21 protein-coding genes and 1 tRNA gene are annotated in these 21810 nt (G+C 62.6%); 12 read left to right on the top strand and 10 right to left on the bottom strand.

Going from position 1 to position 21810, the window contains the following annotated elements; genetic code table 11:
• Nucleotides 1-187: 187 nt before the first annotated feature.
• From B5G28_RS15190 to B5G28_RS08255, 5 genes are all read right to left on the bottom strand, one after another.
• Nucleotides 188-661 (bottom strand): peptidoglycan-binding protein, encoded by a 474-nt coding sequence (locus tag B5G28_RS15190; protein ID WP_087247748.1) that lies wholly within the window; start codon nucleotides 659-661, stop codon nucleotides 188-190.
• A 49-nt stretch (nucleotides 662-710) separates the two neighbouring features.
• Complete coding sequence (locus B5G28_RS08270; protein ID WP_242967530.1) at nucleotides 711-1352, bottom strand: stage II sporulation protein R; 642 nt, start codon at nucleotides 1350-1352, stop codon at nucleotides 711-713.
• A gap of 120 nt (nucleotides 1353-1472) precedes the next feature.
• A complete protein-coding gene (gene ispE / locus B5G28_RS08265; RefSeq protein ID WP_087247746.1) occupies nucleotides 1473-2360 on the bottom strand; it encodes a 4-(cytidine 5'-diphospho)-2-C-methyl-D-erythritol kinase in 888 nt (295 codons plus the stop codon).
• A 12-nt stretch (nucleotides 2361-2372) separates the two neighbouring features.
• Nucleotides 2373-3542, bottom strand: coding sequence for an aminotransferase class I/II-fold pyridoxal phosphate-dependent enzyme (locus B5G28_RS08260; RefSeq protein ID WP_087247744.1), 1170 nt, complete (start codon nucleotides 3540-3542; stop codon nucleotides 2373-2375).
• Entirely contained in the window at nucleotides 3542-4018 is a 477-nt protein-coding gene (locus B5G28_RS08255) for an Lrp/AsnC family transcriptional regulator (protein WP_087247742.1), read from the bottom strand. The genes B5G28_RS08260 and B5G28_RS08255 overlap by 1 nt, the downstream gene beginning before the upstream one ends.
• Nucleotides 4019-4232: 214 nt before the next feature.
• Between B5G28_RS08255 and B5G28_RS08250 the strand changes: the two genes are divergently transcribed.
• The 3 genes from B5G28_RS08250 to B5G28_RS08240 all read left to right on the top strand — a co-directional run bounded on the left by B5G28_RS08250 (nucleotide 4233) and on the right by B5G28_RS08240 (nucleotide 6173).
• A complete protein-coding gene (locus tag B5G28_RS08250) occupies nucleotides 4233-4502 on the top strand; it encodes an ACT domain-containing protein (RefSeq protein WP_087247740.1) in 270 nt (89 codons plus the stop codon).
• Between the two features lie 19 nt (nucleotides 4503-4521).
• Nucleotides 4522-5889 carry a PFL family protein gene (locus tag B5G28_RS08245; RefSeq protein WP_242967528.1) on the top strand — a complete coding sequence of 456 codons (1368 nt, stop codon included), beginning with the start codon at nucleotides 4522-4524 and terminating at the stop codon, nucleotides 5887-5889.
• 80 nt (nucleotides 5890-5969) lie between these two features.
• Nucleotides 5970-6173 (top strand): DUF378 domain-containing protein, encoded by a 204-nt coding sequence (locus B5G28_RS08240; protein ID WP_087247736.1) that lies wholly within the window; start codon nucleotides 5970-5972, stop codon nucleotides 6171-6173.
• A 58-nt stretch (nucleotides 6174-6231) separates the two neighbouring features.
• Here B5G28_RS08240 and asnA read toward each other — a convergent pair whose 3' ends face one another.
• Nucleotides 6232-7245 (bottom strand): aspartate--ammonia ligase, encoded by a 1014-nt coding sequence (asnA, locus tag B5G28_RS08235; RefSeq protein WP_087247734.1) that lies wholly within the window; start codon nucleotides 7243-7245, stop codon nucleotides 6232-6234.
• Nucleotides 7246-7414: 169 nt separating this feature from the next.
• On the opposite strand from asnA, the gene cysS reads away from it, so the two are divergent.
• From cysS to B5G28_RS14690, 3 genes are all read left to right on the top strand, one after another.
• Nucleotides 7415-8812, top strand: a complete 1398-nt coding sequence (gene cysS / locus B5G28_RS08230; RefSeq protein WP_087247732.1) for a cysteine--tRNA ligase — start codon at nucleotides 7415-7417, stop codon at nucleotides 8810-8812.
• A 122-nt stretch (nucleotides 8813-8934) separates the two neighbouring features.
• Nucleotides 8935-9903 carry a hypothetical protein gene (locus B5G28_RS08225; RefSeq protein WP_087247730.1) on the top strand — a complete coding sequence of 323 codons (969 nt, stop codon included), beginning with the start codon at nucleotides 8935-8937 and terminating at the stop codon, nucleotides 9901-9903.
• A gap of 219 nt (nucleotides 9904-10122) precedes the next feature.
• Nucleotides 10123-10785: a hypothetical protein gene (locus tag B5G28_RS14690; RefSeq protein ID WP_087247728.1), complete on the top strand. Its 663-nt coding sequence runs from the start codon at nucleotides 10123-10125 to the stop codon at nucleotides 10783-10785.
• A 118-nt stretch (nucleotides 10786-10903) separates the two neighbouring features.
• Here the strand turns inward: B5G28_RS14690 and fba are convergent, their stop codons facing one another.
• Entirely contained in the window at nucleotides 10904-11767 is an 864-nt protein-coding gene (gene fba / locus B5G28_RS08215; protein ID WP_087247726.1) for a class II fructose-1,6-bisphosphate aldolase, read from the bottom strand.
• A 107-nt stretch (nucleotides 11768-11874) separates the two neighbouring features.
• On the bottom strand, nucleotides 11875-12744 hold the full coding sequence (locus B5G28_RS08210; protein ID WP_242967525.1) for a DNA glycosylase: 870 nt from the start codon (nucleotides 12742-12744) through the stop codon (nucleotides 11875-11877).
• Between the two features lie 795 nt (nucleotides 12745-13539).
• On the opposite strand from B5G28_RS08210, the gene rlmB reads away from it, so the two are divergent.
• The 3 genes from rlmB to rbr all read left to right on the top strand — a co-directional run bounded on the left by rlmB (nucleotide 13540) and on the right by rbr (nucleotide 18071).
• The gene (gene rlmB / locus B5G28_RS08205) at nucleotides 13540-14367 is read left to right on the top strand and encodes a 23S rRNA (guanosine(2251)-2'-O)-methyltransferase RlmB (protein ID WP_087247722.1); all 828 of its coding nucleotides are present in this window, start codon (nucleotides 13540-13542) and stop codon (nucleotides 14365-14367) included.
• Between the two features lie 37 nt (nucleotides 14368-14404).
• The gene (locus B5G28_RS08200) at nucleotides 14405-17359 is read left to right on the top strand and encodes a hypothetical protein (RefSeq protein ID WP_087247720.1); all 2955 of its coding nucleotides are present in this window, start codon (nucleotides 14405-14407) and stop codon (nucleotides 17357-17359) included.
• 172 nt (nucleotides 17360-17531) lie between these two features.
• Nucleotides 17532-18071 carry a rubrerythrin gene (gene rbr / locus B5G28_RS08195; protein WP_087247718.1) on the top strand — a complete coding sequence of 180 codons (540 nt, stop codon included), beginning with the start codon at nucleotides 17532-17534 and terminating at the stop codon, nucleotides 18069-18071.
• Nucleotides 18072-18272: 201 nt separating this feature from the next.
• Here the strand turns inward: rbr and B5G28_RS08190 are convergent, their stop codons facing one another.
• Together B5G28_RS08190 and B5G28_RS14455 are read right to left on the bottom strand one after the other, a co-directional pair.
• Complete coding sequence (locus B5G28_RS08190; protein ID WP_255396776.1) at nucleotides 18273-18665, bottom strand: DUF6465 family protein; 393 nt, start codon at nucleotides 18663-18665, stop codon at nucleotides 18273-18275.
• A gap of 7 nt (nucleotides 18666-18672) precedes the next feature.
• Nucleotides 18673-18855, bottom strand: coding sequence for a hypothetical protein (locus B5G28_RS14455; RefSeq protein WP_144265502.1), 183 nt, complete (start codon nucleotides 18853-18855; stop codon nucleotides 18673-18675).
• 226 nt (nucleotides 18856-19081) lie between these two features.
• Between B5G28_RS14455 and B5G28_RS08185 the strand changes: the two genes are divergently transcribed.
• From B5G28_RS08185 to B5G28_RS08175, 3 genes are all read left to right on the top strand, one after another.
• Nucleotides 19082-19168: transfer RNA gene (locus B5G28_RS08185), tRNA-Leu, on the top strand.
• 344 nt (nucleotides 19169-19512) lie between these two features.
• The gene (locus tag B5G28_RS08180) at nucleotides 19513-20382 is read left to right on the top strand and encodes a glycosyltransferase family 2 protein (RefSeq protein ID WP_087247716.1); all 870 of its coding nucleotides are present in this window, start codon (nucleotides 19513-19515) and stop codon (nucleotides 20380-20382) included.
• Nucleotides 20379-21773: a sugar transferase gene (locus tag B5G28_RS08175; protein ID WP_144265501.1), complete on the top strand. Its 1395-nt coding sequence runs from the start codon at nucleotides 20379-20381 to the stop codon at nucleotides 21771-21773. The genes B5G28_RS08180 and B5G28_RS08175 overlap by 4 nt, the downstream gene beginning before the upstream one ends.
• Nucleotides 21774-21810 lie beyond the last annotated feature (37 nt).

Genomic DNA, 21810 nt, shown 5'->3' with positions numbered 1-21810 from the left:
GGATGGCAGGTTCCTGGGGCTGGGCCGGGGGCGTCACAGCGGGGGCGTCCCCTTCCTGATGGGATTGTCTTGCAAAATAAACCATAAAGCTACACCTCCGCTGCCAGTGTGCCCGGTCCGGCGGGGGATTATGTGTTCCAACAAAAAGGGCCCGCAGGCCGTGAGAGGTCTGCGGGCCGGGACCGGCTTAGTTGTACAGTTTGGTCCAGGTGGTGCGTCCGATGACGCCGTCGGCGGTCAGGCCGCTGGCTTTCTGGAAGCTGACCACTGCGGAATAGGTCTTGCTGCCAAATTTGCCGTCGGCGGTGAGGCTGGCGCCCTTGGCGTTCAGCCGCTGCTGAGCGCTCTTGACGGTGGCGCCCTTCTGGCCGCTCTTCATGTTGATGCCGGGATACTGCTCCTGGCCGCCGTGGATGGCGGCGTATTTGTCGTACAGGGCGTTCCAGGTCTGCTGGCCCACCTTGCCGTCGGCGGTCAGGTTGTTCATGACCTGAAACTGTTTGACGGCGTTGGCGGTCGAGGAGCCGAAGGCTCCGTCCACCGTCAGGACAGGATACTGGGTGCAGTTGCCCCGCACCCCGTTGAGCCAGATCTGGATCAGAGCAACATCGGGGCCGTTGGAGCCGGTCTGAGACAGAGAATAATATGCGGGTTTAGCCATTGTGTGATTCCACCTCCTGTCCCAGTGTATGCGGCGGAATGGAGATGTGCTACATCAAAGTGACCAGGGTTTTGTCCCGGCGGTCGGCGGTGAGCTGCTGCCACAGCTCCACCACCCGCAGCCGGAGGATGTAGTCCCCGCAGATCAGGTCGTTTTCGGCGGGGTCGTCGTAACTGCCGCAGGCGGTGGTGCACAGGCCGGGGTAGAGGACGCACCACCAGTTCCGGCCGTAGCTGTCCGGCGCGCCGATGTCCACCCGCACCGCGTCGTAGCGGCCGGCGGGCAGGGAGAAACTGCCGTAATGGGTGGTATCAAAATACATGTTCACCAGGCTCACCCGGACGGTCCGGGCGGCGCCCAGCCGGGCCAGGGTCTGCTGGGCGGTCCACTGGATGTCCACCAGATGCCGGGCCGCCAGGGTGCGGGCCTCGGCGGCGGTGGCGGCGTCCTGGTAGAGACGTTGGGTCAGCTCCAGCAGGGCGTCCCGGACCGCCAGCTTGCAGGTCTGGTCCAGAACCGAATCGCTGTCCGCCCGGACGTGGAGCCGGATGGTGTCGGCCCGGAGGGCCTCGCCGGTCTGCTGCTGGGTGTCCCACCAGCCGGCGGCCCAGGCCAGAAACAGCCCGCCCAGCAGGGCCAGGCAGAGGGTCAGCATCTGGGTGCGGGTAAGTACGTTTTGGGAGGAATACATAAGGCGGCAGGCCCCTTTCCGGTGGATTTGCCGGAAGTATGGGCCTGCCGCCCCTGCTTTATGCCAGCAGAAAGGCGGCGCAGGAAAAATTTTCCTGTGCCGCCCGGATGTGTATTGTGTTCAGCGGGTGACCTTGACCACCCGTGCCCCGCCCCGGTCGGGGCGAAGGACATAGACCTGGCGGCCGGGAGCCTCCAGAGCCGCGGCGGCCTGACGGGCGGTTTCCTCGGCGTCAAAGATGCCGAAGACCGCCGCGCCGCTGCCGGTCATCAGGGCAGCCCGGGCGCCGTGGGCGGTGAGGGCTTCCTTGAGGGAGGCGGTGTCCGCTCCGCCGACGCAGACTTCCAGGGCGTTGCCGGCGGTGTCACAGATCCCGCCCAGATCCCCGGCCCGGATGGCCTCCTCCTGGGCGGCGCAGTCGGGATGGGTGGGGGAACCGATCTCGTCGTAGGCCGCAAAGGCAGCCGGGGTCGAGATGCCGTAGCCCGGCATCACCACCGTAAACCAGCAGTCGGGGCAGGGGGGCAGGGCCTTGATGAGGTCCCCCAGACCCTGAACCCGGCAGGTGCCGCCCATCAGGGCAAAGGGGACGTCCGCCCCCACCGAGGCTCCCAGGGCGCACAGTTCGGTCATGGACAGATGGGCGCCATAGAGGGCATTGAGGCCCACCAGAACGGCGGCGGCATCGGCGGAGCCGCCCGCCATGCCGGCCCGCACCGGGACAGTCTTGCGGATGGTGATGTCAGCCCCGGCCAGCAGGCCGGTGTAGTGGAAAAAGGCCAGAGCGGCCTTGTAGGCGGTGTTTTTGGGCCCGGTGGGAATCCGGGTGCCGGGGAGCCGCAGGACCAGGTCCTCGCTGCGCCGGAGGGTCACCTGCTCGTACAGGTTGACCGCCTGCATGACCATATCCAGGGCGTGGTAGCCGCCCGGCAGGATGCCCACCACGTCCAGGGAGAGATTCAGCTTGGCCGGAGCCAGGACGCTGACGCTCTGAAGGGGTGCTGCCATGGGTGTTCCTCCTTACTTGGCCCGTTCCTGCAAAAAGGCGGCGATGCGGCGCAGGGCCTCCCGCAGATGGTCCACCGAATAGGCATAGGACACCCGGCAGAAGCCCTCGCCCGACGCGCCGAAGGCGTCGCCCGGCACCAGAGCCACGTGTTTTTCCTGCAGCAGGGTGGTGCAGAATTCCTGGCTGGTCATGCCGGTGGACTGGATGCAGGGGAAGGTGTAGAAAGCGCCCTGGGGCTCAAAGCAGGTCAGGCCCAGATCGTTGAAGCCCTTGACCACCAGACGGCGGCGCATGTTGTACTCCTCGCGCATCCGCTCGATCTCGTTGTCGCACTCCCGCAGAGCCACGATGGCGGCGTACTGGCTGGTGGTGGGGGCGCTCATGATGGCGCTCTGATGAATCTTGGTCATGACCTTGATGATAGGCTCGGGGCCGCAGGCATAGCCCAGGCGCCAGCCGGTCATGGCGTAGCTCTTGGAAAAGCCGTTGACTACGATGGTCCGCTCCCGCATCCCCGGCAGGGAGGCGATGGACACGTGGCGGGGGCCGTAGGTCAGCTCGGCGTAAATCTCATCCGACAGGACGATGATGTCGGTGCCCTGCAGCACCTCGGCCACCGCTTCCAGGTCCTCCCGGCTCATGACTGCGCCGGTGGGGTTGTTGGGGAAGGGCATGATCAGCAGCTTGGTTTTGGGGGTGATGGCCTGGCGCAGGGCCTCGGCGTTCAGGCGGAACTGGTCCTCCCGGCGGCAGGGCAGATGCACCGGCACGCCCCCCGACAGGGTGGTGATGGGGTCATAGCAGACAAAACAGGGCTCGGGGATGATGACCTCGTCCCCCGGGGAGATGAGGGCCCGGATGCACATGTCGATGGCCTCGCTGCCGCCCACCGTCACCAGGATTTCCCGCATGGGGTCATAGCGCAGATCCATCCGCCGCTCCAGATAGCGGGAAATTTCGATCCGCAGCTCCTTCAGGCCGGCGTTGGAGGTGTACTTGGTGTGGCCCATCTCCAGGGATTCGATGCCGGCCTCCCGGATGGCCCAGGGGGTCTTGAAGTCGGGCTCGCCGACGCCCAGGCTGATGCACTCGGGCATATCGGCGGCCAGGTCGAAAAATTTGCGGATGCCGGACGGACGCATGGCCGCCGCAGCAGGCGCAATCAGCTTATCGTAGTCCATCACAGTACGCACTCTCTTTCGTCGATCTCTTCCAGCTGGTAGAGCTTGCCCTCCCGCTTGTAGATGCGGAGGACAAAATGGGTGGCGGTGGACAGCACGTCGTCCAGGGGGGACAGGCGCTTGGCCACAAACAGGGCCACCTCCTGGAAGGTCTTGCCCCGGATCACCAGCTGCAAATCGTAGCCGCCGCTCATCAGCAGCACGCTCTCCACCTCGTCGAAGGAGGCGATGGTGGTGGCAATCTCATCGAAGCCGCGGCTCTTCTTGGGGGAGACGTGGAGCTCGATGACGGCTTCCACCAGGTCAACCCCGACTTTTTCCCAGTCCACCAGGGTCTTGTAGCCCTTGATATAGCCCTTGGCGGCGGCTTCGTCCATCAGGGCGGCAACCTCGTCCACCGGTTTGTCCAGCATGGCCGCAATGTCCTCCAGGGGGAGGCGGGCGTTGTTTTCCAGTAATTTCAAAAGCTGTTCCATATCCTTACACTCCTTCTCTTTAACAGAATAAAACAAGTATAGCACACCCCCGGCCGGATTGCACCTGCTTTTTGGGTGGTTTGGGGGCGTGAAAGGGGCGGTTCGCCTTTTTTTCTAAAAGGAGTGTTCAAAATTCGTCAAATCTGCTATACTAAATACGTTGAGGGGCCGCCCGGCCCCGCCATTTGCCTGCAAGTGAGAAGAGGGACGGAATATGAAAGCGTTTATTACTGTCGTCGGCAAAGACACCGTAGGCGTTGTCGCCCGTGTATCCAGCCTGTGCAGCGAGCTGGGCATCAACATCGAGGACATCACCCAGAGCATTCTGCAGGGTATGTTCGCCATGATTATGCTGGTGGATCTGGGCGGTTGCAATGTGAGCCATGAGGAGCTGCGCCGCCGCACCGACGCCTTGGCCGGTGAGATGGATATGCAGATCACCCTGACCCGGCAGGAAGTCTTTGACGCCATGCACACCATCTGACGGGAGGGGAGTACATCAAATGAGTATGTTCAACACGGGGGATATCCTCGAAACCATTGAGATGTTCACCCAGGAGAACCTGGACGTCCGCACCGTGACCATGGGCATCAGCCTGCTGGACTGCATCGACCCCGACCCGGCCCGGGCCTGTGAGAAGATCTACCGCAAGATCACCACCCGCGCCGCCAAGCTGGTGTCCACGGTGGATGCCGTCTCGGAGGAGTACGGCATTCCCATCATCAACAAGCGGATCAGCGTCACCCCCATCGCCATGCTGCTGGGGGCCTGCCCCGACGCCGACCCGGTGGACTTTGCCAAGACCCTGGACGCCGCCGGCAAGGCCGTGGGCGTCAACTTTGTGGGCGGCTACACCGCTCTGGTGCACAAGGGCTTTTCGGCCGGCGACAAGCGGCTGATTGAGTCCATTCCCCGGGCCCTGGCCCAGACCGACATTGTGTGCAGCTCGGTGAACATCGGCGCCACCAAGGCCGGCCTGAACATGGACGCCGTCAAGCTGATGGGCCAGGCCGTCCGCAAGACTGCCGAACTGACCGCCGACCGCCAGTGCATCGGCGCCGCCAAGCTGGTGGTCTTCTGCAACGCGCCCGAGGATAACCCCTTTATGGCCGGCGCCTTCCACGGCGCAGGCGAGCCCGACTGTGAGATTCACGTGGGCGTTTCGGGCCCCGGCGCCGTCCGCGCCGCCCTGGCCCGCCTGCCCAAGGACGCCCCCATCGACGAGGTGGCCAACCTGGTCAAGCGCACCGCCTTCAAGATCACCCGTGTGGGCCAGCTGGTGGCCAACCTGGTCTCCCGTGAGCTGGGCGTCCCTGCCGGCATCATCGACCTGTCCCTGGCCCCCACTCCTGCCATTGGCGACAGCGTGGCCAACATTCTGGAGGAGATGGGCCTGGAGACCTGCGGCTGCTGCGGCACCACCGCCTGCCTGGCCCTGCTGAACGATGCCGTCAAGAAGGGCGGCGTCATGGCCTCCAACCATGTGGGCGGCCTGTCGGGCGCCTTCATCCCGGTCAGCGAGGACGCCGGCATGATCCATGCCGCCGAGACCGGCTGCCTGACCATCGAGAAGCTGGAGGCCATGACCGCGGTCTGCAGCGTGGGCATTGATATGGTCATCATTCCCGGCGACACCCCCGCCTCGGTCATCAGCGGCCTGATCGCCGACGAGGCCGCCATCGGCATGGTCAACTCCAAGACCACCGCCGTCCGCGTCATCCCCGCCATCGGCCGCAAGGCCGGCGAGGTGCTGGACTTCGGCGGGCTGCTGGGCTATGGCCCCATCATGCCCATCAACCAGAAGGACCCCTCGGTGTTCATCAACCGCGGCGGCCGCCTGCCCGCCCCCATGCAGTCCCTGAAAAACTAAACGGAGCCGGGATTTCGGCCCCGTCTGTGCATAAAACCCCCTTCCCCCGGGCAAGATACCGGCAGGAAGGGGGGCTTTTTGTGCAGACCTTTTATAAAATCTGTTTGTGTCTGATGATCGTCGGCGGCATCAACTGGGGTCTGATCGGACTGTTTCAGTTCGACCTGGTTGGCTGGCTGCTGGGCGGCAGCACCTCGCTGTGGTCCCGCATCGTGTTCACGGTGGTGGGTGCAGCCGCCCTGTGCGGCATCCCGGGCCTGTTCAGCAACATGGCAGAAGAATAACACAGAAAAAGGGCCTGCTCCCGCAAAGACGGGGCAGGCCCTTTTGGCTCAGACAGGGTTACAGCAGGGGGATGCCGGCCTTGGCGCAGGCTTCCCGGGTGTGGGCGTCCCAGACGGTGGCCTGGACTTCGCCGATGTGGGCGCTGCCCAGCAGCAGCATGCACAGCCGGCTCTGGCCGATGCCGCCGCCGATGGTGTAGGGCAGCTCGCCGGCCAGCAGGGCCTTGTGGAAGGGCAGGGTGCGGCGGTCGTCGCAGCCGGCCTCGGTGAGCTGGCGGTCCAGGCTCTCGGGGCTGACGCGGATGCCCATGCTGCTCAGCTCATAGCTGCACTCCAGCGGGTTGTTCCAGAACAGCAGGTCGCCGTTCAGGTCCCAGTCGTCGTAGTCGGGGGCCCGGCCGTCGTGGGGCTTGCCGCTGCGCAGCTTGCGGCCGATCTGCATCAGGAAGGTGGTGCCGTGTTCCTTGACAAAGGCGTTTTCCCGCTCTTTGGGGGTCAGGTCAGGGTACAGGTCCTCCAGCTCCTGGCTGGTGATGAAGGTCACATTGGGGTTGTGGAGGGGCAGCTCCTGTAGCTGGGGGAACATGGCGTGGAGGTTCATCTCGGTGGCGCACACCGCCGACACGATGGCCCGCACCACGTTCTTCAGGTAGTCCAGGTTCCGGTCCTCCTCACGGATCATCTTCTCCCAGTCCCACTGGTCCACATAGACCGAGTGGAGGTTGTCCAGCTCCTCGTCCCGGCGGATGGCGTTCATGTCGCAGTACAGGCCCTTGCCCACATGGAAATCGTAGTCCTTCAGGGCTTTGCGCTTCCACTTGGCCAGGGACTGGACCACCTCGGCGGTGACGCCGGTGTCCTTCATATCAAAGGATACCTTCCGCTCCACGCCGTTCAGGTCGTCGTTGAGGCCGGTGGACGCCTCCACAAACAGAGGGGCCGACACACGGCGGAGGTTCAGGGTGGCACACAGGGTATCGGCAAACAGCCGCTTGACGGTGCCGATGGCCATTTGGGTGTCGTAGAGGTTGAGGGCGGGCTTGTAGCCCGCAGGCAGGATGATGTTGCTCATAATACTTTCCCCTTTTCACACAGAGCACGCCGCGCACCGGCGCGCCATAGATATTACAAATTATCGCACAAGAAGGGACGATTGTAAAGGGGCAGGGTTGCAACAAAGGCCGCGCGGCGGTATAATGAAGGCAACACATTTTGTGCAACGAAAAAAGGAGAGAGCTGCCATGCAGATTTTTAATACCCTCACCAGGCAAAAGGAAGAGTTTATCCCCCAGGAGCCTGGAGTCTACCGCATTTATGTCTGCGGCCCCACCGTTTACAATTACATCCACATCGGCAACGCCCGGCCCCTGATCGTCTTTGACACCCTGCGCCGCTACCTGGAGTACCGGGGCAACAAGGTGCTGTACGTGTCCAACATCACCGACATCGACGACAAGCTGATTACCCGCGCCAAAGAGGAGGGCACCTCCATGCAGGAGGTGGCCCAGCGCTTTGAGGCCGAGTACAAGAAGGATGCCGCCGGCCTGAACTGCCTGCCTCCCACCGTCCAGCCCCGTGCCACCGAGCACGTCCAGCAGATTCTGGACATCGTGGCCGACCTGATCGCCAGCGGCCACGCCTATGTGGCCCGCAACGGGGACGTGTATTTCCGTGTCCGCAGCGACGAGGGCTACGGCAAGCTGAGCCACCTGAATCTGGACGACCTGGAGAGCGGCAACCGCGCCCTGCGCAGCCAGATGGACGACGACCTGAAGGAAGATCCCGCCGACTTCGCCGTCTGGAAGGCTGCCAAGCCCGGCGAGCCCGCATGGGACAGCCCCTACGGCCCCGGCCGTCCCGGCTGGCACATTGAGTGCAGCGCCATGAGCCGCACCCACCTGGGCAAGACCATCGACCTCCACTGCGGCGGCCAGGACCTGATCTTCCCCCACCACGAGAACGAGATCGCCCAGAGCGAGTGCGCCAACGGCTGCACCTTTGCCCGCTACTGGATGCACAACGGCTTCATCAACGTGGACAATCAGAAGATGTCCAAGAGCCTGCACAACTTCTTCACGGTGCGGGATGTGGCCAACATCTACGGCTATGAGCCCATCCGCTACTTCATGCTGACCGCCGGCTACCGGATGCCCCTGAACTACACCGTGGACCTGATCGAGAGCTGCAAGAACAGCCTGGAGCGGCTGTACACCTGCCGGGAGAACCTGGACTTCGTGCTGAGCCAGGGCAGCTTCGGCGCCGACGAGACCCTGAAGGAAAAGGCTGCCGCCGCCCGCCAGAAGTTCTGCACCGCCATGGACGACGACCTGAACACCCCCGACGCACTGGCCGCCCTGTTCGACCTGGTGAAGGAGATCAACACCCTGTCGGCTTCCTCCACCAAGGAGGCCCTGGAGACCGCCGCCGCCGCCTTTGACGAGCTGGCCGGGGTGCTGGGCCTGCTGTACAACCGGAAGAAGGACGAGGTCCCTGCCGACGTGATGGAGCTGGTGGAAAAGCGGGCCGCCGCCAAGAAGGCCAAGGACTGGGCCACCGCCGACGCCCTGCGGGCCGAGATCACCGCCAAGGGCTGGGCCGTCAAGGACACCGCCCAGGGTCCCCAGCTGAGCCGGATCTAAAACTTCCCAAAATAGGGAAAGCAAGGGCAGTATAATCCCGTCATTGACCGAAACTGCGCTTTGCTGTAAAATAAAAGCGGGGCATGCCCCTATATCACCTGCTTTTTGTAAGGAGGGACATTATGCTGAGAAAACGGATCGCCGCACTGGCGCTTGCAGCCGTCATGGCCTGTACAGCGACTGTGCCGGCCCTGGCGGCGGCTTCCAACACCGAACAGCCCGCCGTCCAGGCCCTGAAGGAAGACAACGCACTGGTTGCCATCCGCATTGAGGCCACAGACAACGCTGTCTATGGTTCGCCCATCAATGTGACCATCCGCGCCACCCCCGAGGATACACAGTACATCGCTGTGGTCCTGGGCATCAGCGGCGAGGCAAAGGGCTTTGTCACCCTGCTTATGCCCGAGAAGGTCCGCATCCTGCTCGAGCTGATCCCCCTGCCGTCCTCCATGTCGGCAGACCCCGCCAACACCAAGAACTTCAACCTCTACCGCTACCTGAAACAGCTGATTGACGGCAACGACGTCAGCGTCCTGATCCGGGTGGCCGAGGAGCTGACCTCCCTGATGGCTGTGCTGCAGTACTATGTACCGGCGCTGCAGGACGTGGTCTCGGGTATGAATGGCGCGCTGGAACTGATCCGCCGCTACCTGCCCGAGGACCTGGTTACCCACATCTATGTGGATGAGCAGCCTGTGGACTCCGGCAACTATGTGGCCGGAGCGGTCACCCTGAACAAGGGCGACGTCAACACCGGCGGCCTGGCCTTCTTCAAGGTGGCCCGCAAGAGTGAGGGCGTCCGGCAGTACTGGACCCAGCAGACTCCCGCCACCATGACCGTTGCGGAGGCACAGAACTTCAACTTCGCCGCGGTAGTGGAAGTGGACGGCGCCGTCCTGGAAAACCCCAAGGTCTCTTATACCTATAAGAAGAAGGGCGGTTTCCTGGGCCTGGGCAGCACGACCACCACCGAGCCTCCCACCGAGCCGGGCGAATACGTCCAGACCGCTGTGGTGGAGGGCAACTACAAGGCGGCCAACATCAGCCGCACCTTTGTCATCGCGGAGCCGGCCCTGCTGCCCGCCTCGTGATCCCCCCATGACCTGACAAAAAGACCCCGCCGCTTCCGGCTTGCACCGGAGGCGGCGGGGTTTTCTCTTGGTTCTCTTGCAAAGCCGCGTTAAAAAAGAAAACAAAATGACGATTTTGCTATATCACGCTCTTGACACCCTGGGGGGGGTATGATTAAATGGGTATATATAAATTATAAAGTGTTCCTGTATAAGCAGAGAATAAAAGGAGGACTTTCTATGCGCGCAAAACGATGGATCGCAGCTGTTCTGGCGGCGGCGCTGGCGGTCATGATGCTGGCCGGCTGTGACGGCAGCAGCAGTAGCAGCAGTGACAGCGGCAATAGCAGCAGCGGCGGCAATAATAGCAGCAGTAGCAGCAGTGATAACGGCAATGGTAACGGCGGTGGGAGTAGCGGTAGTAGCAGTAGCGGCAGCATTTTCGACAGCACAGACGGGAAGCTGGATGTCAACGAAGTCAACCGGATGCTGAAAGCGGCAAAAAGCGAAATAACCTGCGCTTCTTCAACGGAAATGGACCAGTTCGTGGAAGCGTTTGCCGGCAAGGTAAAAGCAACCAAAGAGGCGGACTTCTCGATCACGATGTTTCAGGATGAACTGAACCAGGGAGCCAAAGATAAGTGGGGCAATGATAAAAGAAGCTCGGTAGCCATACTGGCGGCGCTTGGGTACCAGATGATGGGATATAGCACCATTGAACGGTCAGTGGTGGAAACAATTTTGCAATGGGAATCTGGTGAATTAATCACCCCAATGCCGGAGAAGTTCAATGTCGGCGGGTACAAAGTACACACCCAGGGCGGCCAGCAATATTGGATCCTCTGCTTTACCTGGGCCGATGCGTCCAATGCACCCGACGCGGGCTCCCAAGCAAGCCGGTAATTTAGAAAATGCAGAAAAAATGGCCCCCGGAAAAAGCCTTTCGGCCTTCTCCGGGAGCCGCTTTTTTATGCGTTTTTCAGGTCAATCCGCCGTGTCGGACGGCGGGATGGATGTTCGATCAGCCCTTGCCGGCGCAGCCGAACAGCTCAATCTTTTCCTTGCACTTGTCGATGATGGCCTGAGAGCCGGGAGCCAGCAGCTTGCGGGGGTCGAAGCCCTTGCCCTGCTGATCCTTGCCAGCCTCGATATACTTGCGGGTAGCCTCAGCGAAGACCAGCTGGCACTCGGTGTTGATGTTGATCTTGCAGACGCCCAGGCTGATGGCCTTTGCGATCATCTCGTCGGGGATGCCGGTGCCGCCGTGCAGGACCAGAGGGATGTTGTTGGTGGCCTTGTGGATGCGGTCCAGAGCCTCAAAGTCCAGGCCCTTCCAGTTGGCGGGGTAGACGCCGTGGATGTTGCCGATGCCGGCAGCCAGGAAGTCGACGCCCAGCTCGGTGATGCGGGCGCACTCAGCGGGGTCAGCGATCTCGCCGGTGCCCACGACGCCGTCCTCGACGCCGCCGATGGAACCCACCTCAGCCTCGATGGACATGCCATGAGCGTGAGCCAGAGCCACCAGCTCCTTGGTCTTCTCCACGTTCTCCTCGATGGGGTAGTGGCTGCCGTCGAACATGATGGACGAGAAGCCGGCCTCAACGCAGGCCTTGCAGCCCTCGTAGCTGCCGTGGTCCAGGTGCAGAGCCACGGGAACAGTGATGTTCATGGACTCCACCATGGCCTTGACCATGGCAGCGACGGTCTTGAAGCCGGTCATGTACTTGCCGGCGCCCTCGGACACACCCAGGATGACGGGGCTCTTGGTCTCCTCGCAGGCAGTCAGGACTGCCTTGGTCCACTCCAGGTTGTTGATGTTAAACTGGGGCACGCCATAGTGGCCGTCCCGAGCCTTCAGAAGCATTTCAGTTGCATTTACCAGCATTGTTCTTACCTCCAGCATCTATTTTCCTATGAAAAAACATAGACTCAGCTTGTCCGCCGTCCTGGCGGACCCCTGCTTCTCCAGTATAACCGAAACAGAAGCCAAAATCAATCACAAGCCCGGTTTTTATGTGTTTTTTTTGTCAAACCTGCGGTGCGGGCCCAGGCGAAGATATACTGTTGGGCGATGCCGGCGTAGCCGCCGGTTTTCCGGTTCAGATAGGCGGCGGGGTCCTTGACCCGGGCGGTGAACAGGGTCTGGTCCGCCCGGCGAATCCACACGTCGATGGGGTAGGCCTCCCAGCGCCCCAGTCCGTACAGCAAAACGCAGTCGGCCACCTTGGGCCCCACGCCGCGGACCTCCATCAGTTTGGCTTTGGCCTCGGCCAGAGGCAGGGCCCGCAGCTGGGCCTCGGTCAGGTCCCCGGCGGCCACCCGGCGGGCGGCGTCCAGAATGTAGCCGCTGCGCCATCCGGCCCGCAGAAAGGCCAGGTCTTCCTCGGCCAGCGGGGCCAGGCGCTGGGCAGTGGGAAAGGCGTACCGCTCCCCGCTGGCGTCCAGCGGTTCCCCCAGACCCCGGCAGAGCCGGTCCACAATCCCCTTGATCCGGGGGATGTTGTTGTTCTGGCTGATTAAAAAGGTAATCAGCGTCTCAAAAAAGGGCTGCCGCAGCACCCGGATGCCCGGGGCGCAGTCGATGCAGCCGGCCAGCCCCGGGTGGGCGGCCCGCATCTGTTCCAGCAGCCGGGGATAGTCCAGGTCCAGCGCGAAATACCCGGCCCAGAATTCCGGCTCGGCGGCGGGGTCGGGCCCGGCCAGGCCGGTGATTTCCAGCCGGTCCCCGGCGGTTTCCCGGACCTGCACCGCCCGGCCCTCCACAATGCCGGTCCAGCTGCCGTCGGGCTGGGGCTGCCAGCGGAAACACTGCCCGCAGTCCAGGGTCTGGGCCAGGGAAAGGCCCTGTGCGTTCCATTCCAAATGGGTGTCCTCCTTTGGTGTGACCAACGCTCCCGGCGCCGGTTTTGCACCGCCCGGGTGGAAAAGGGCGGCGGGGCAGGGGGCGGAATTTTTCACAGTCTTTTCAACAGTATATCACATTCGTCAAAGGGATGTCGGCATTTTCTGCAAAGCGGGCCAAATTTCGGACTCGAAAATAGTCAGCTTTCCATCTTGAAAAATACAAATCGTAACCCGCAGCCGCGAGGACTTTCCGGTGGAATGGTTGAAAAGTTGGTTGAAAGGGTTGAATTCCACACCGGAAAGGGGCTTTGAGGCTAAAGTTTTTCACTTTTTCCACCGTGTTTTCAACTTGTGGAAAAATTAGGACCCGTTTACAACTCGTATATGGGCCCGAATGTTGAAAACTTTTTGCCTTTCCGGCGGCCTGCGGTATGGGTGCAGGGCCGCTGGCCCATACTCCCTGAAAAAGGAAGAAACCTCCGGTTCTGCCCGTCCGCACCCGGCGGGAAAATCCCGGCCCGGGAGCCGGGCGGGCGTTTCTTAACATCTCAGATACACCTGGGTGTATCTGAAAACACCTCCACGCTGTCTCCTTCTGCCCCAAAGCGCATCTGCCGCGTTGCAGTCGCTTGCATTCCACCAAGGAGTGCGGCGCTCCTGCGCCTTGCAGCTGTATCTTTGGGGCGAACGATTCAGCATGTTTGCATTCTCAGATACACCCTAGCAATACCGCGCGGCTTATGTTATACTTTACCATAGATTATCATTTTGCCGCGGCTTTTGGCCCATGCGGCAGATACAGGAGGACATATCATGCAAGAAAACAGACCGCGCAGCCTCCGCCCGGGCAGCAGGGCTGACAAGACCCAGCAGGGTCAGGAGTCGCAGCCGAACGAGCGCCTGGTCTATGGGAAAAATCCGGTGGCCGAGCTGCTCAAGAGCGGCGCCGGTGTGGACACCGTCATGCTGGCCGAGGGGATGGCCCCGGCCGTTGCATCCTATTACACCGCCCTGGCCAAAGAGGCCGGCGCCACCATCAAGCGGGTGCACCCCAACAAGCTCCGGCTGCTGACCGGCACCGAGAGCCACCAGGGTGTGGCGGCCTTTGCCAGCGAGATCGCCTATGTGGAGGTGGAAGAAATGCTGGAGGCCGCCCGCAGCAAGGGCGAGCCCCCCTTCCTGGTCATCAGCGACGGGATGGAGGACCCCCACAACCTGGGCGCGGTGATGCGCTCGGCGCTGCTGTGCGGGGCCCATGGCATCATCATTCCCAAGCGGGGCGGCGCGTCGGTGACCCCCACCGTCATCAAGGCCAGCGCCGGCGCCGCCGAGCGGCTGCCGGTGGCCCGGGTGGTCAACATCAGCGAGACCATCCGCCGCCTGAAAGAGGAAGGCGTCTTTGTCTACTGCGCCGATATGGACGGCGTGTCCCTGCGCAAAAACAACCTGACCGGGCCCATCGCCCTGGTGCTGGGCAGTGAAGGCAGCGGGGTGTCGCAGCTGGTGAAAAAGCGGTGCGACGGGGTGCTGCGGCTGGACATGGCCGCCGCCAACACCGGCGTGGACAGCTATAACGTTTCGGTGGCAGCCGGGATCATTCTGTACGAGATTCAGACCCAGCGCGCCGGTGCGGTGAAATAACCGAGGGCCAGACAGCCCCCGGATGGGAGGGACAAGGATGCCAAAGGATTCCGAACGCCGTGAGATGACCCGGCAGGAGATGGAACAGAAGGAAAAAGAAAAGTTCAACACGTTTTTCACCACCAGCGTGGCCCAGGTGCCGGAGGAGATGATCAACCCCACCCGGGCCGCCAGCCAGCCCGACCGCAAACACGGCCTGCTGGCCCGGTTCTTCGGCAAAAAGGAGAAAGCCGGCGGCCTGTCCCCGGAGAATGAACCCGAGGAAGAGCTGTTCTGGGCCGAGACGCCCATTGCTCCCGCCCCCACCGGTGAGATCATGCTGGACAGCTCGGCCCCCGCCAAAGAACCGCCGGTGGTCACCCCCTCTCTGGAGGAATTGACCCTGGAACTGGAGGGCGCAAACGAGAAGCCGGTCCGGGCTCCGGAAGCCCCCCGCCCGGCCTCCAAGGCCGAACCCGCCCCGAAACCGGTCCAGACAGCCCCCGCCGTCAAACCGGCCGTCTCTGCCCCCGAGGAAAAGCGGGAGGAAGCCGGTTCCGCCGCCGCCAAACTGGCCGCCGAACTGGAAAAGCCGCCTCTCTCGGCGGCCGCACGGGCCGAGGCCCGGCGGGCAGCCGCCCGGCCGGCCGCTTCGGCAGCACCGCAGACCACCGTCCGGGCCGCTGCTCCGGCTCAGCCGGTCAAAACAGCGCCGGTGGTGAAAGCCGCCGCCCAGGTCAAACCGGCGGCCAAGCCGGTGCAGACAGCCGTCTCCGCCGCCCCGGCCCAGAGTCCGGCCCCCGAGGCTGCCCCCAAAGCCGCCGCCAAACCCGCTGCAGCTGCGGCCCAGCCGGAACCCGTTTCCGCCCCGCCCAGCAGTGAGCGGGAAAAACTCCAGTGGATGCTGGACGGCGGCAAGGGGATTCCCACATCCCGGAAAAAGAAGGTCGTCCAGCCGGAGGAGGACAAGGAGATCACCCAGCAGGTGGGCGGCTTCCACTTCTTCGGCGTAGGGGAGGATGAAGCACCCCGGGGCGATGCCTTTGGCCAGGGCATGGAGGACACCATGAGCCTGGAGCTCCACGAGGACAGCGAGGAACCCGCCTCCGCCGCTGAGCAGGCCTCCGCCCCCGAGCAGGCCGTCAAGGCAAAGGGCCGCCGCAAGGGCAAAAAGGCCCGGGTTGAGGCAGCTCCTGCGGAGCACGCCGCAGCCCATACCGCCCCGGAACATGCGGCCGCCGCCGAGACCTCCGCCCAGGAGGAACCCGCCCCGGAGCCGGCCGCCGGGGCCGAGCTGCCCCAGACCGGCGAGGAGGCGGCCCAGGCTCTGGACCAGACCGTGGCCGCCATGAATCTGCGCTGTGCCCTCAGCGGCATTCTGGCCGCCGCCCTGATTTGGGCCGGGTTTATTTATGAGGGTTTCCTGCCCGGGATGGCAGGCCTCAGCCCCGACACCGCCCCGGCGGCCTTTATGGGCGCCAACCTGCTGCTGTTGGCGGCAGCGCTGGCAGTGTCCCGCAACACCATGCGGGATGGCCTGCTGGGCCTGGTGAAAGCCCCCTCCTATGACACCATGCCGGCGCTGGCCGGTGCGGCGGCACTGCTCCAGTCTCTGGTGGCCCTGCTGAACCCCGCCGCCTACCAGGGCACCACCCTGACCCTCATGAGCGGCGCGGCCGCTCTGGTCCTGTTCCTGAACAATCTGGGCAGCCGCCTGCTGGCGGTGTCGGTCCGGGATGGCTATAAGGTAGCCACCAGCGGGGTGGCCCACGAGGGCGCCTACCGGGTGCAGGACAAGGAACTGATCCACAGTCTGGACCCGGCCCAGGAGGCAAGAGACCCCTGGATTCTCCTCAGCCGCCCCGTGGAAGGGGACGGCTCCTTCCTGGCCCAGAGCTTCGGCCCCCACACCGGGGAAAAGAAAATCCAGACCTTCTCCCGCGTCCTGCTGGGATGCGCTGCGGTGGGCGGCGTCTATATGCTGCTGACCGGCAAGGGATTCAACGGCGGGGCTGCGGCCATCGCCTCCATCCTCTGCCTGGGCGCGCCCTTGTCCTCCACCCTGATTGCGGGCCTGACCGCCCTGCGGACCGAACGGACCGCCGGCGCCGTGGGCGCTGTGATTCCGGGCTGGGCCGGCGTGGAAGAGCTGAACGGCATCGACACCGTACAGGTGGACGCCGGGGAACTGTTCACCCCCGAGAGCGCCCAGCTGGAAGATATCCGCATCTTCAAGGGCGGCCGCATCGACCGGGCCATCCTGTATACCGCCAGCGTCCTGAACCAGGGATGCAATACCCTCAGCCAGTTGTTCCGCCACATCATCGCCGACCGCACCGACATCCTGCCCCCGGTGAAGGATCTGGAACGCCACACCGGTTTGGGCTTCTCGGCCTGGTGCGAAAACAACCGCATCCTCATCGGCACCCGTGCCTATATGGAACAGGAAGGGATTGCCCTGCCTGAGGCCGGCTACGAGGCCCAGCATTCCCAGGACGGCGAGCTGCAGATTTTGTATCTGGCGGTGTCGGGCAATATGTACGCCATGTTTGTGCTGCGGTATATCGGCGGCAAGCACGCCGCCCGCTGCCTGTCCATCCTGCAGAAGGAGAACATCCGGGTGCTGGTCACCTGCCAGGACCCCTCCCTGACGGCAGATAAGATTGCGGCGGCCTACCATCTGCCCGAGGGGCTGATTACGGTGCTGGACGAGGCCCAGAGCAGCGCTCTGACCCCGGCCATCAGCCCGGTGAGCGACGCTCCCAGCTGCATGCTGCACCTGAAGGGCTTCACCAGCCTCACCGGCGGCCTGCGGGCCGCCCAGCGGGCCCAGGCAGCGGAATCCGCCGGCGTCATGATCCAGCTGGTCTCGACGGGCTTCTCGGCCCTGATCGGCCTGCTGCTGAGCTATTCCGGCAGCGTGGGCACCCTGTCTCTGCTGGTGGTTCTGATGTATCAGGCCGCCTGGAGCGGCCTGGGAATCGCCGTCGCCGCTATGAAACAGCACAACTGAAACCCTATTGTGAAATAAATGAGAATTATTCTTAAAAACTTCCCGAAACCCTTGAATTCTGAACATCGTTGAAGTATAATAAAGCCACAGCCTGAATGCAGGCAGCGAGTAAATGAACCCAACGCAAACCAAGCGTTCAACAAATCTATCAACGACAAAGGAGAGACAACTTATGGAACTGAAGGGCAGCAAGACCGAGAAAAACCTGATGGAAGCATTTGCCGGCGAGAGCCAGGCCCGCAACAAGTACACCTACTTTGCCAGCCAGGCAAAGAAGGAAGGCTATGTCCAGATGGCCAAGATCTTTGAGGAGACCGCCAACAACGAGAAGGAGCACGCCAAGATCTGGTTCAAGCTGCTGAACGGCGGCGAGATCCCCGACACCGCTACCTGCCTGAAGATGGCAGCCGGCGGCGAGCACGACGAGTGGACCGAGATGTACCCCCGCATGGCTCAGGAGGCCAAGGAGGAGGGCTTCAACCAGATCGCTGCCCTGTTCACCATGGTGGCCGGCATCGAGAAGGAGCACGAGGAGCGCTACCTGGCTCTGGCCGAGAACCTGGCCAACAATCAGGTCTTCGCTCGTGAGGAGCAGCAGGTTTGGCAGTGCTCCAACTGCGGCTACACCTATATCGGCAAGTCCGCTCCTCTGAAGTGCCCCGTCTGCGCACATCCCCAGGCTTACTTTGAGCTGAAGGTCAAGAACTACTAATTCCTGACCCCCAGGGGCAAAACAAAACCAAATAAAAACTCCCCGGTGCTGCAAAGCATCGGGGAGTTTTTTTGCTGTGCGGCGGCGGTCAAAACCGCCGGCCCGGCGCCGGACGCCGGGGCCTTCGGAGGCAAGCAGGGACCTGGCCGGGACGGGCGCAGAGCGCCGGATGGACCAAAGCGGCCAGGCCGGTGCGGAAAGTTACAGATCCAGTTTGCCTTCCACCTTGTTGACCACATAGTAGGCGGCGCCGTCCTCGGGCTTGATATAAATCTTGCAGGACTGGACACCCACCTTGTGGGTCAGACGGTAGTCGGTCTTGGCCCGCTCCACAATATCGGTCACGTTGTACTGGTGACCGCCCGTTTCGATATAGATCTCGGGAGAAAGAGGCGGGCGGCCCCGGCGCGGGGTCGATTTTGCGGATTTCTGGGTTTTGCGCTTGGGCTCAGAAGCCGGAGCATCTTGCGCCGGAACTTCGGGCAGGGGCGTATCGACGGATGCGGCAGCTTTCTTTGCGGACATTTCCATCCACCTTTCTTTCGTTTTTTTATGGGGAACCGCCGCAGCACCCGGGCTGCGGGGCAGAAACACTGACTATTTATATAATATAAAGTTGTGCTTCATTTGTAAAGTCTTTTTTGAAAAAAGATGCCCCGCAGCGCCCAGAAATAACCCCATAAATACCCGGCTGTGAAAAAGATCCTGTGCTGCCTGCTTTTGCCATTTCCGCCCCATAAACCATCGCCCGGCCGCCGGCGGTGGAAAACTGCTTTCGGGGCACAAACAAAATCCCCGATCTGTGTTTTACGGCGCGGTCAAAAGCCGGGCCGCCGGGGGAAACCCGGCCGTTCCGCAGCCCCCGGCCCAGAGCCGGAACAGGAGACAAATGACGCCGCCCCGGCGCAGACACCCGGCCGCATGGGCGGGACGCCCGGCGCAAAATCCGGGGCGAGAAACTTTCCGCTTGATTTTGACCTCCAAATACGCTATAATAACGTAGAAGATAAGCCGGTGTGTCGGAATGGCAGACGAGGGGGACTCAAAATCCCTTGTGCTAATCACACGTGTGGGTTCGACCCCCACCACCGGCACCAGATGCAGGCCCGGAATCCGTTGGATTCCGGGCTTTTTTGTTTTGTCGGCTGGATTCGGGCGGTGCGCCCGGGCCCTTTCTTTTTCTCGACGGATGGCGAATTTTACGCATAGCCCCTCGGATTTGGAATAACCGCTTTTTCATTGGGGCGGGGGCTATAAAATGAAAACAGAATACATGGAAACCGGCCCGGCGGCGCTGCAAAAACGGGTGCGGACAGCACCCTGGTGAGAAACGGAACAGTGACAGGCGGGGGCCGGCGCGCATAGTCTGGATAAGAGTACATAGTCTGTAGGGACGGGAAGCCCGCACAAGCGCCTGTCCCCAGAGGAAAGGGAACGGGAAATGGAACAGACGAATGGAATGGTATGGGTGATTGTTCCGGTGTACAATGCGGCGGACACCCTTCCCAGATGCCTGGACAGTCTGCTGCGGCAGACCTATCCCCGGTGGACGGCCTGCCTCATCGACGACGGTTCCACCGACAACAGTATGCAAATCTGCCAGAAGTACGCCAGACTGGACCCCCGGTTTGAGTGTCTGGCCAACCCCGGCCATTTTGGCCCCTCGGCCACCCGCAACCGGGGCCTGGGCCGGGCCCGGGGCACATATGTGGCGTTTCTGGACAGCGACGACTGGTGGGACTGCGAGTTTCTGGAAGAGATGGTGGTCATGGCCCGGCACTTTCAGGCGGATTTTGTCCAGTGCGGCTGGACCCTGGAGTGGCCCAATGGAAAAAGCCGCCCGGAGGAAAATACCTATCCGGATTTTCGCGTCTTTGACCGGGAGAATTTCTCCGGACCGCTGACCGAAATGCTGCGGGGCATCTCCATGAACCATGTGGCCCGCAAACTGGTGCGGCGGTCCCTTTTGGAGGGGCTGACCTTCTCCACCAAACTGGACACGGCGGAAGATCTGACCATGAGCTTTCAGCTTTTGATGCGGGCCCGGCGGATCGCCTTTGTGCCCGACCCCCTCTATCACTATTACCGCCACGGCGGCGGGCTGACCGGCCGCAGGCTGAGCTTTGGCCGGAAATGGGCGGCCAACCGGGCGGTGGCCCGGATGATGCAGGCCGCCATCCGGGGAACCGACTTTGACACAGTGCGGTTCCGGTTTCTGATATGGGCCCGCCCCTATCGTCTCCTTGCCTCCAAGGCCGTGCGGCTTTTGCGGGATCAATTCCATCGGAGTAAGGATCGTGTTCTGGAATGAGGAATGATGCGAGGAAATCATGCCGGACCCGCTCTCTGCGGGCCGAACGGAGCAAACGCCTGGGGGCCGACTGCGGGGTGACGGCGCTGGTCTGCGCCGTGCTAGGGGCCTGTTTGGTCCGGGAGGGCTGGATGGGCTGGCTCTGGTATGCCTGCCTGGGGATGGGGCCGGGTCTGACCCTTCTGTTCATGCGGTGGATGGAGGCCTATGACCACTTTACGGCCCGCCTGCGGGAGATCCTGATCTGCGTGGTCCTGTCCAATGTCTATGCCTTTGGGCTGGGCTGCGCGGCGGGGTTCGGACTGTTCCGGTCCCGGATGCTGCTGGCCCTTCAGGGGGCGGGGTTCTGCCTGCAAATGGCGGGAATGCTGCTGTGCAACGGGGGACTGTACCGGCGGTTTCATCATCCCGGCATCTACCGCAATCCGTCCCTTCTGGTGGTGGCGGCCCAGGGCTGTGAGGCCCGGCTCCGGCGCTTGAAATACGGGGTGCTGTCCGACTTTGACGCCTGGTATATGGTCATCGGCCAGCCCGGCCAGGAGGGACCGCCGGAGCTGTGGGAACGCCTGGAACACTCAGACTCCCTTTGCATCTTTGACAATGTGTGGGGCCCGGTCTATGACCGGCTGATGGACTGTGCCATGAAGGCGGGAAAAGAAGTCTACACCATCCCCCGCATGACCGAGACCAACGTCAATCACAGCTGTCTGACCCACTTTGACGATATCCCGGTACTGTACCGGAACGACTGCCGCCTGTCCCTGGGCCAGCGGTTCTGGAAGCGGACGCTGGACCTGACGGTGGCCCTGGCGGCTCTGGCGGCGGCAGCCCTGCCCATGGCGGTGATTGCCCTGTGGATTCGGCTGGATTCCCCCGGGCCGGTGTTCTACCGACAGGAGCGGTATACCCGGGACAAACGGACCTTCCGGATCATGAAATTCCGCACCATGGCGGCGGACGCCGAAAAGCAGACCGGCCCGGTGTTCGCCCGGAAAAACGATCCCCGCGTCACCCGGGCGGGGAAGGTTTTGCGCCGGTTCCGGCTGGATGAACTGCCCCAGATTTTCAATATCCTGAAAGGGGAGATGAGCCTGGTGGGCCCCCGGCCCGAGCGCCCCTTTTTCGTCGAGAAATTTGAAAAGGAGGTTCCCCAGTACGACAGCCGCTTTGCGGTGAAGGCCGGTCTGACCGCTCTCTCCCATGTGTACGGGCGCTACTCCACCTATATCTGCGACCGGACCTATTACGACCTCCGGTACATCGTCAACTACTCTTTCCTGCTGGATATCCGGATTTTGCTGCTGACCAGCAAAACCCTGTTTATCCCCAACGCCGCGGAAGGGGAGGACGAATTCAAGGCCAAACCCATAACCCAGACAGGAAGCAGGTGAACCCCATGAAACGAAACCAGCGAACGGCAGGAAGAGG

The sequence above is a fragment of the Faecalibacterium sp. An77 genome (assembly GCF_002161315.1).
In the GTDB taxonomy this organism is placed as follows: Bacteria; Bacillota; Clostridia; order Oscillospirales; family Ruminococcaceae; genus Faecalibacterium.
Note: the sequence above shows the minus strand (reverse complement) of the source record. Positions and strands in the feature narration are given on the sequence as shown.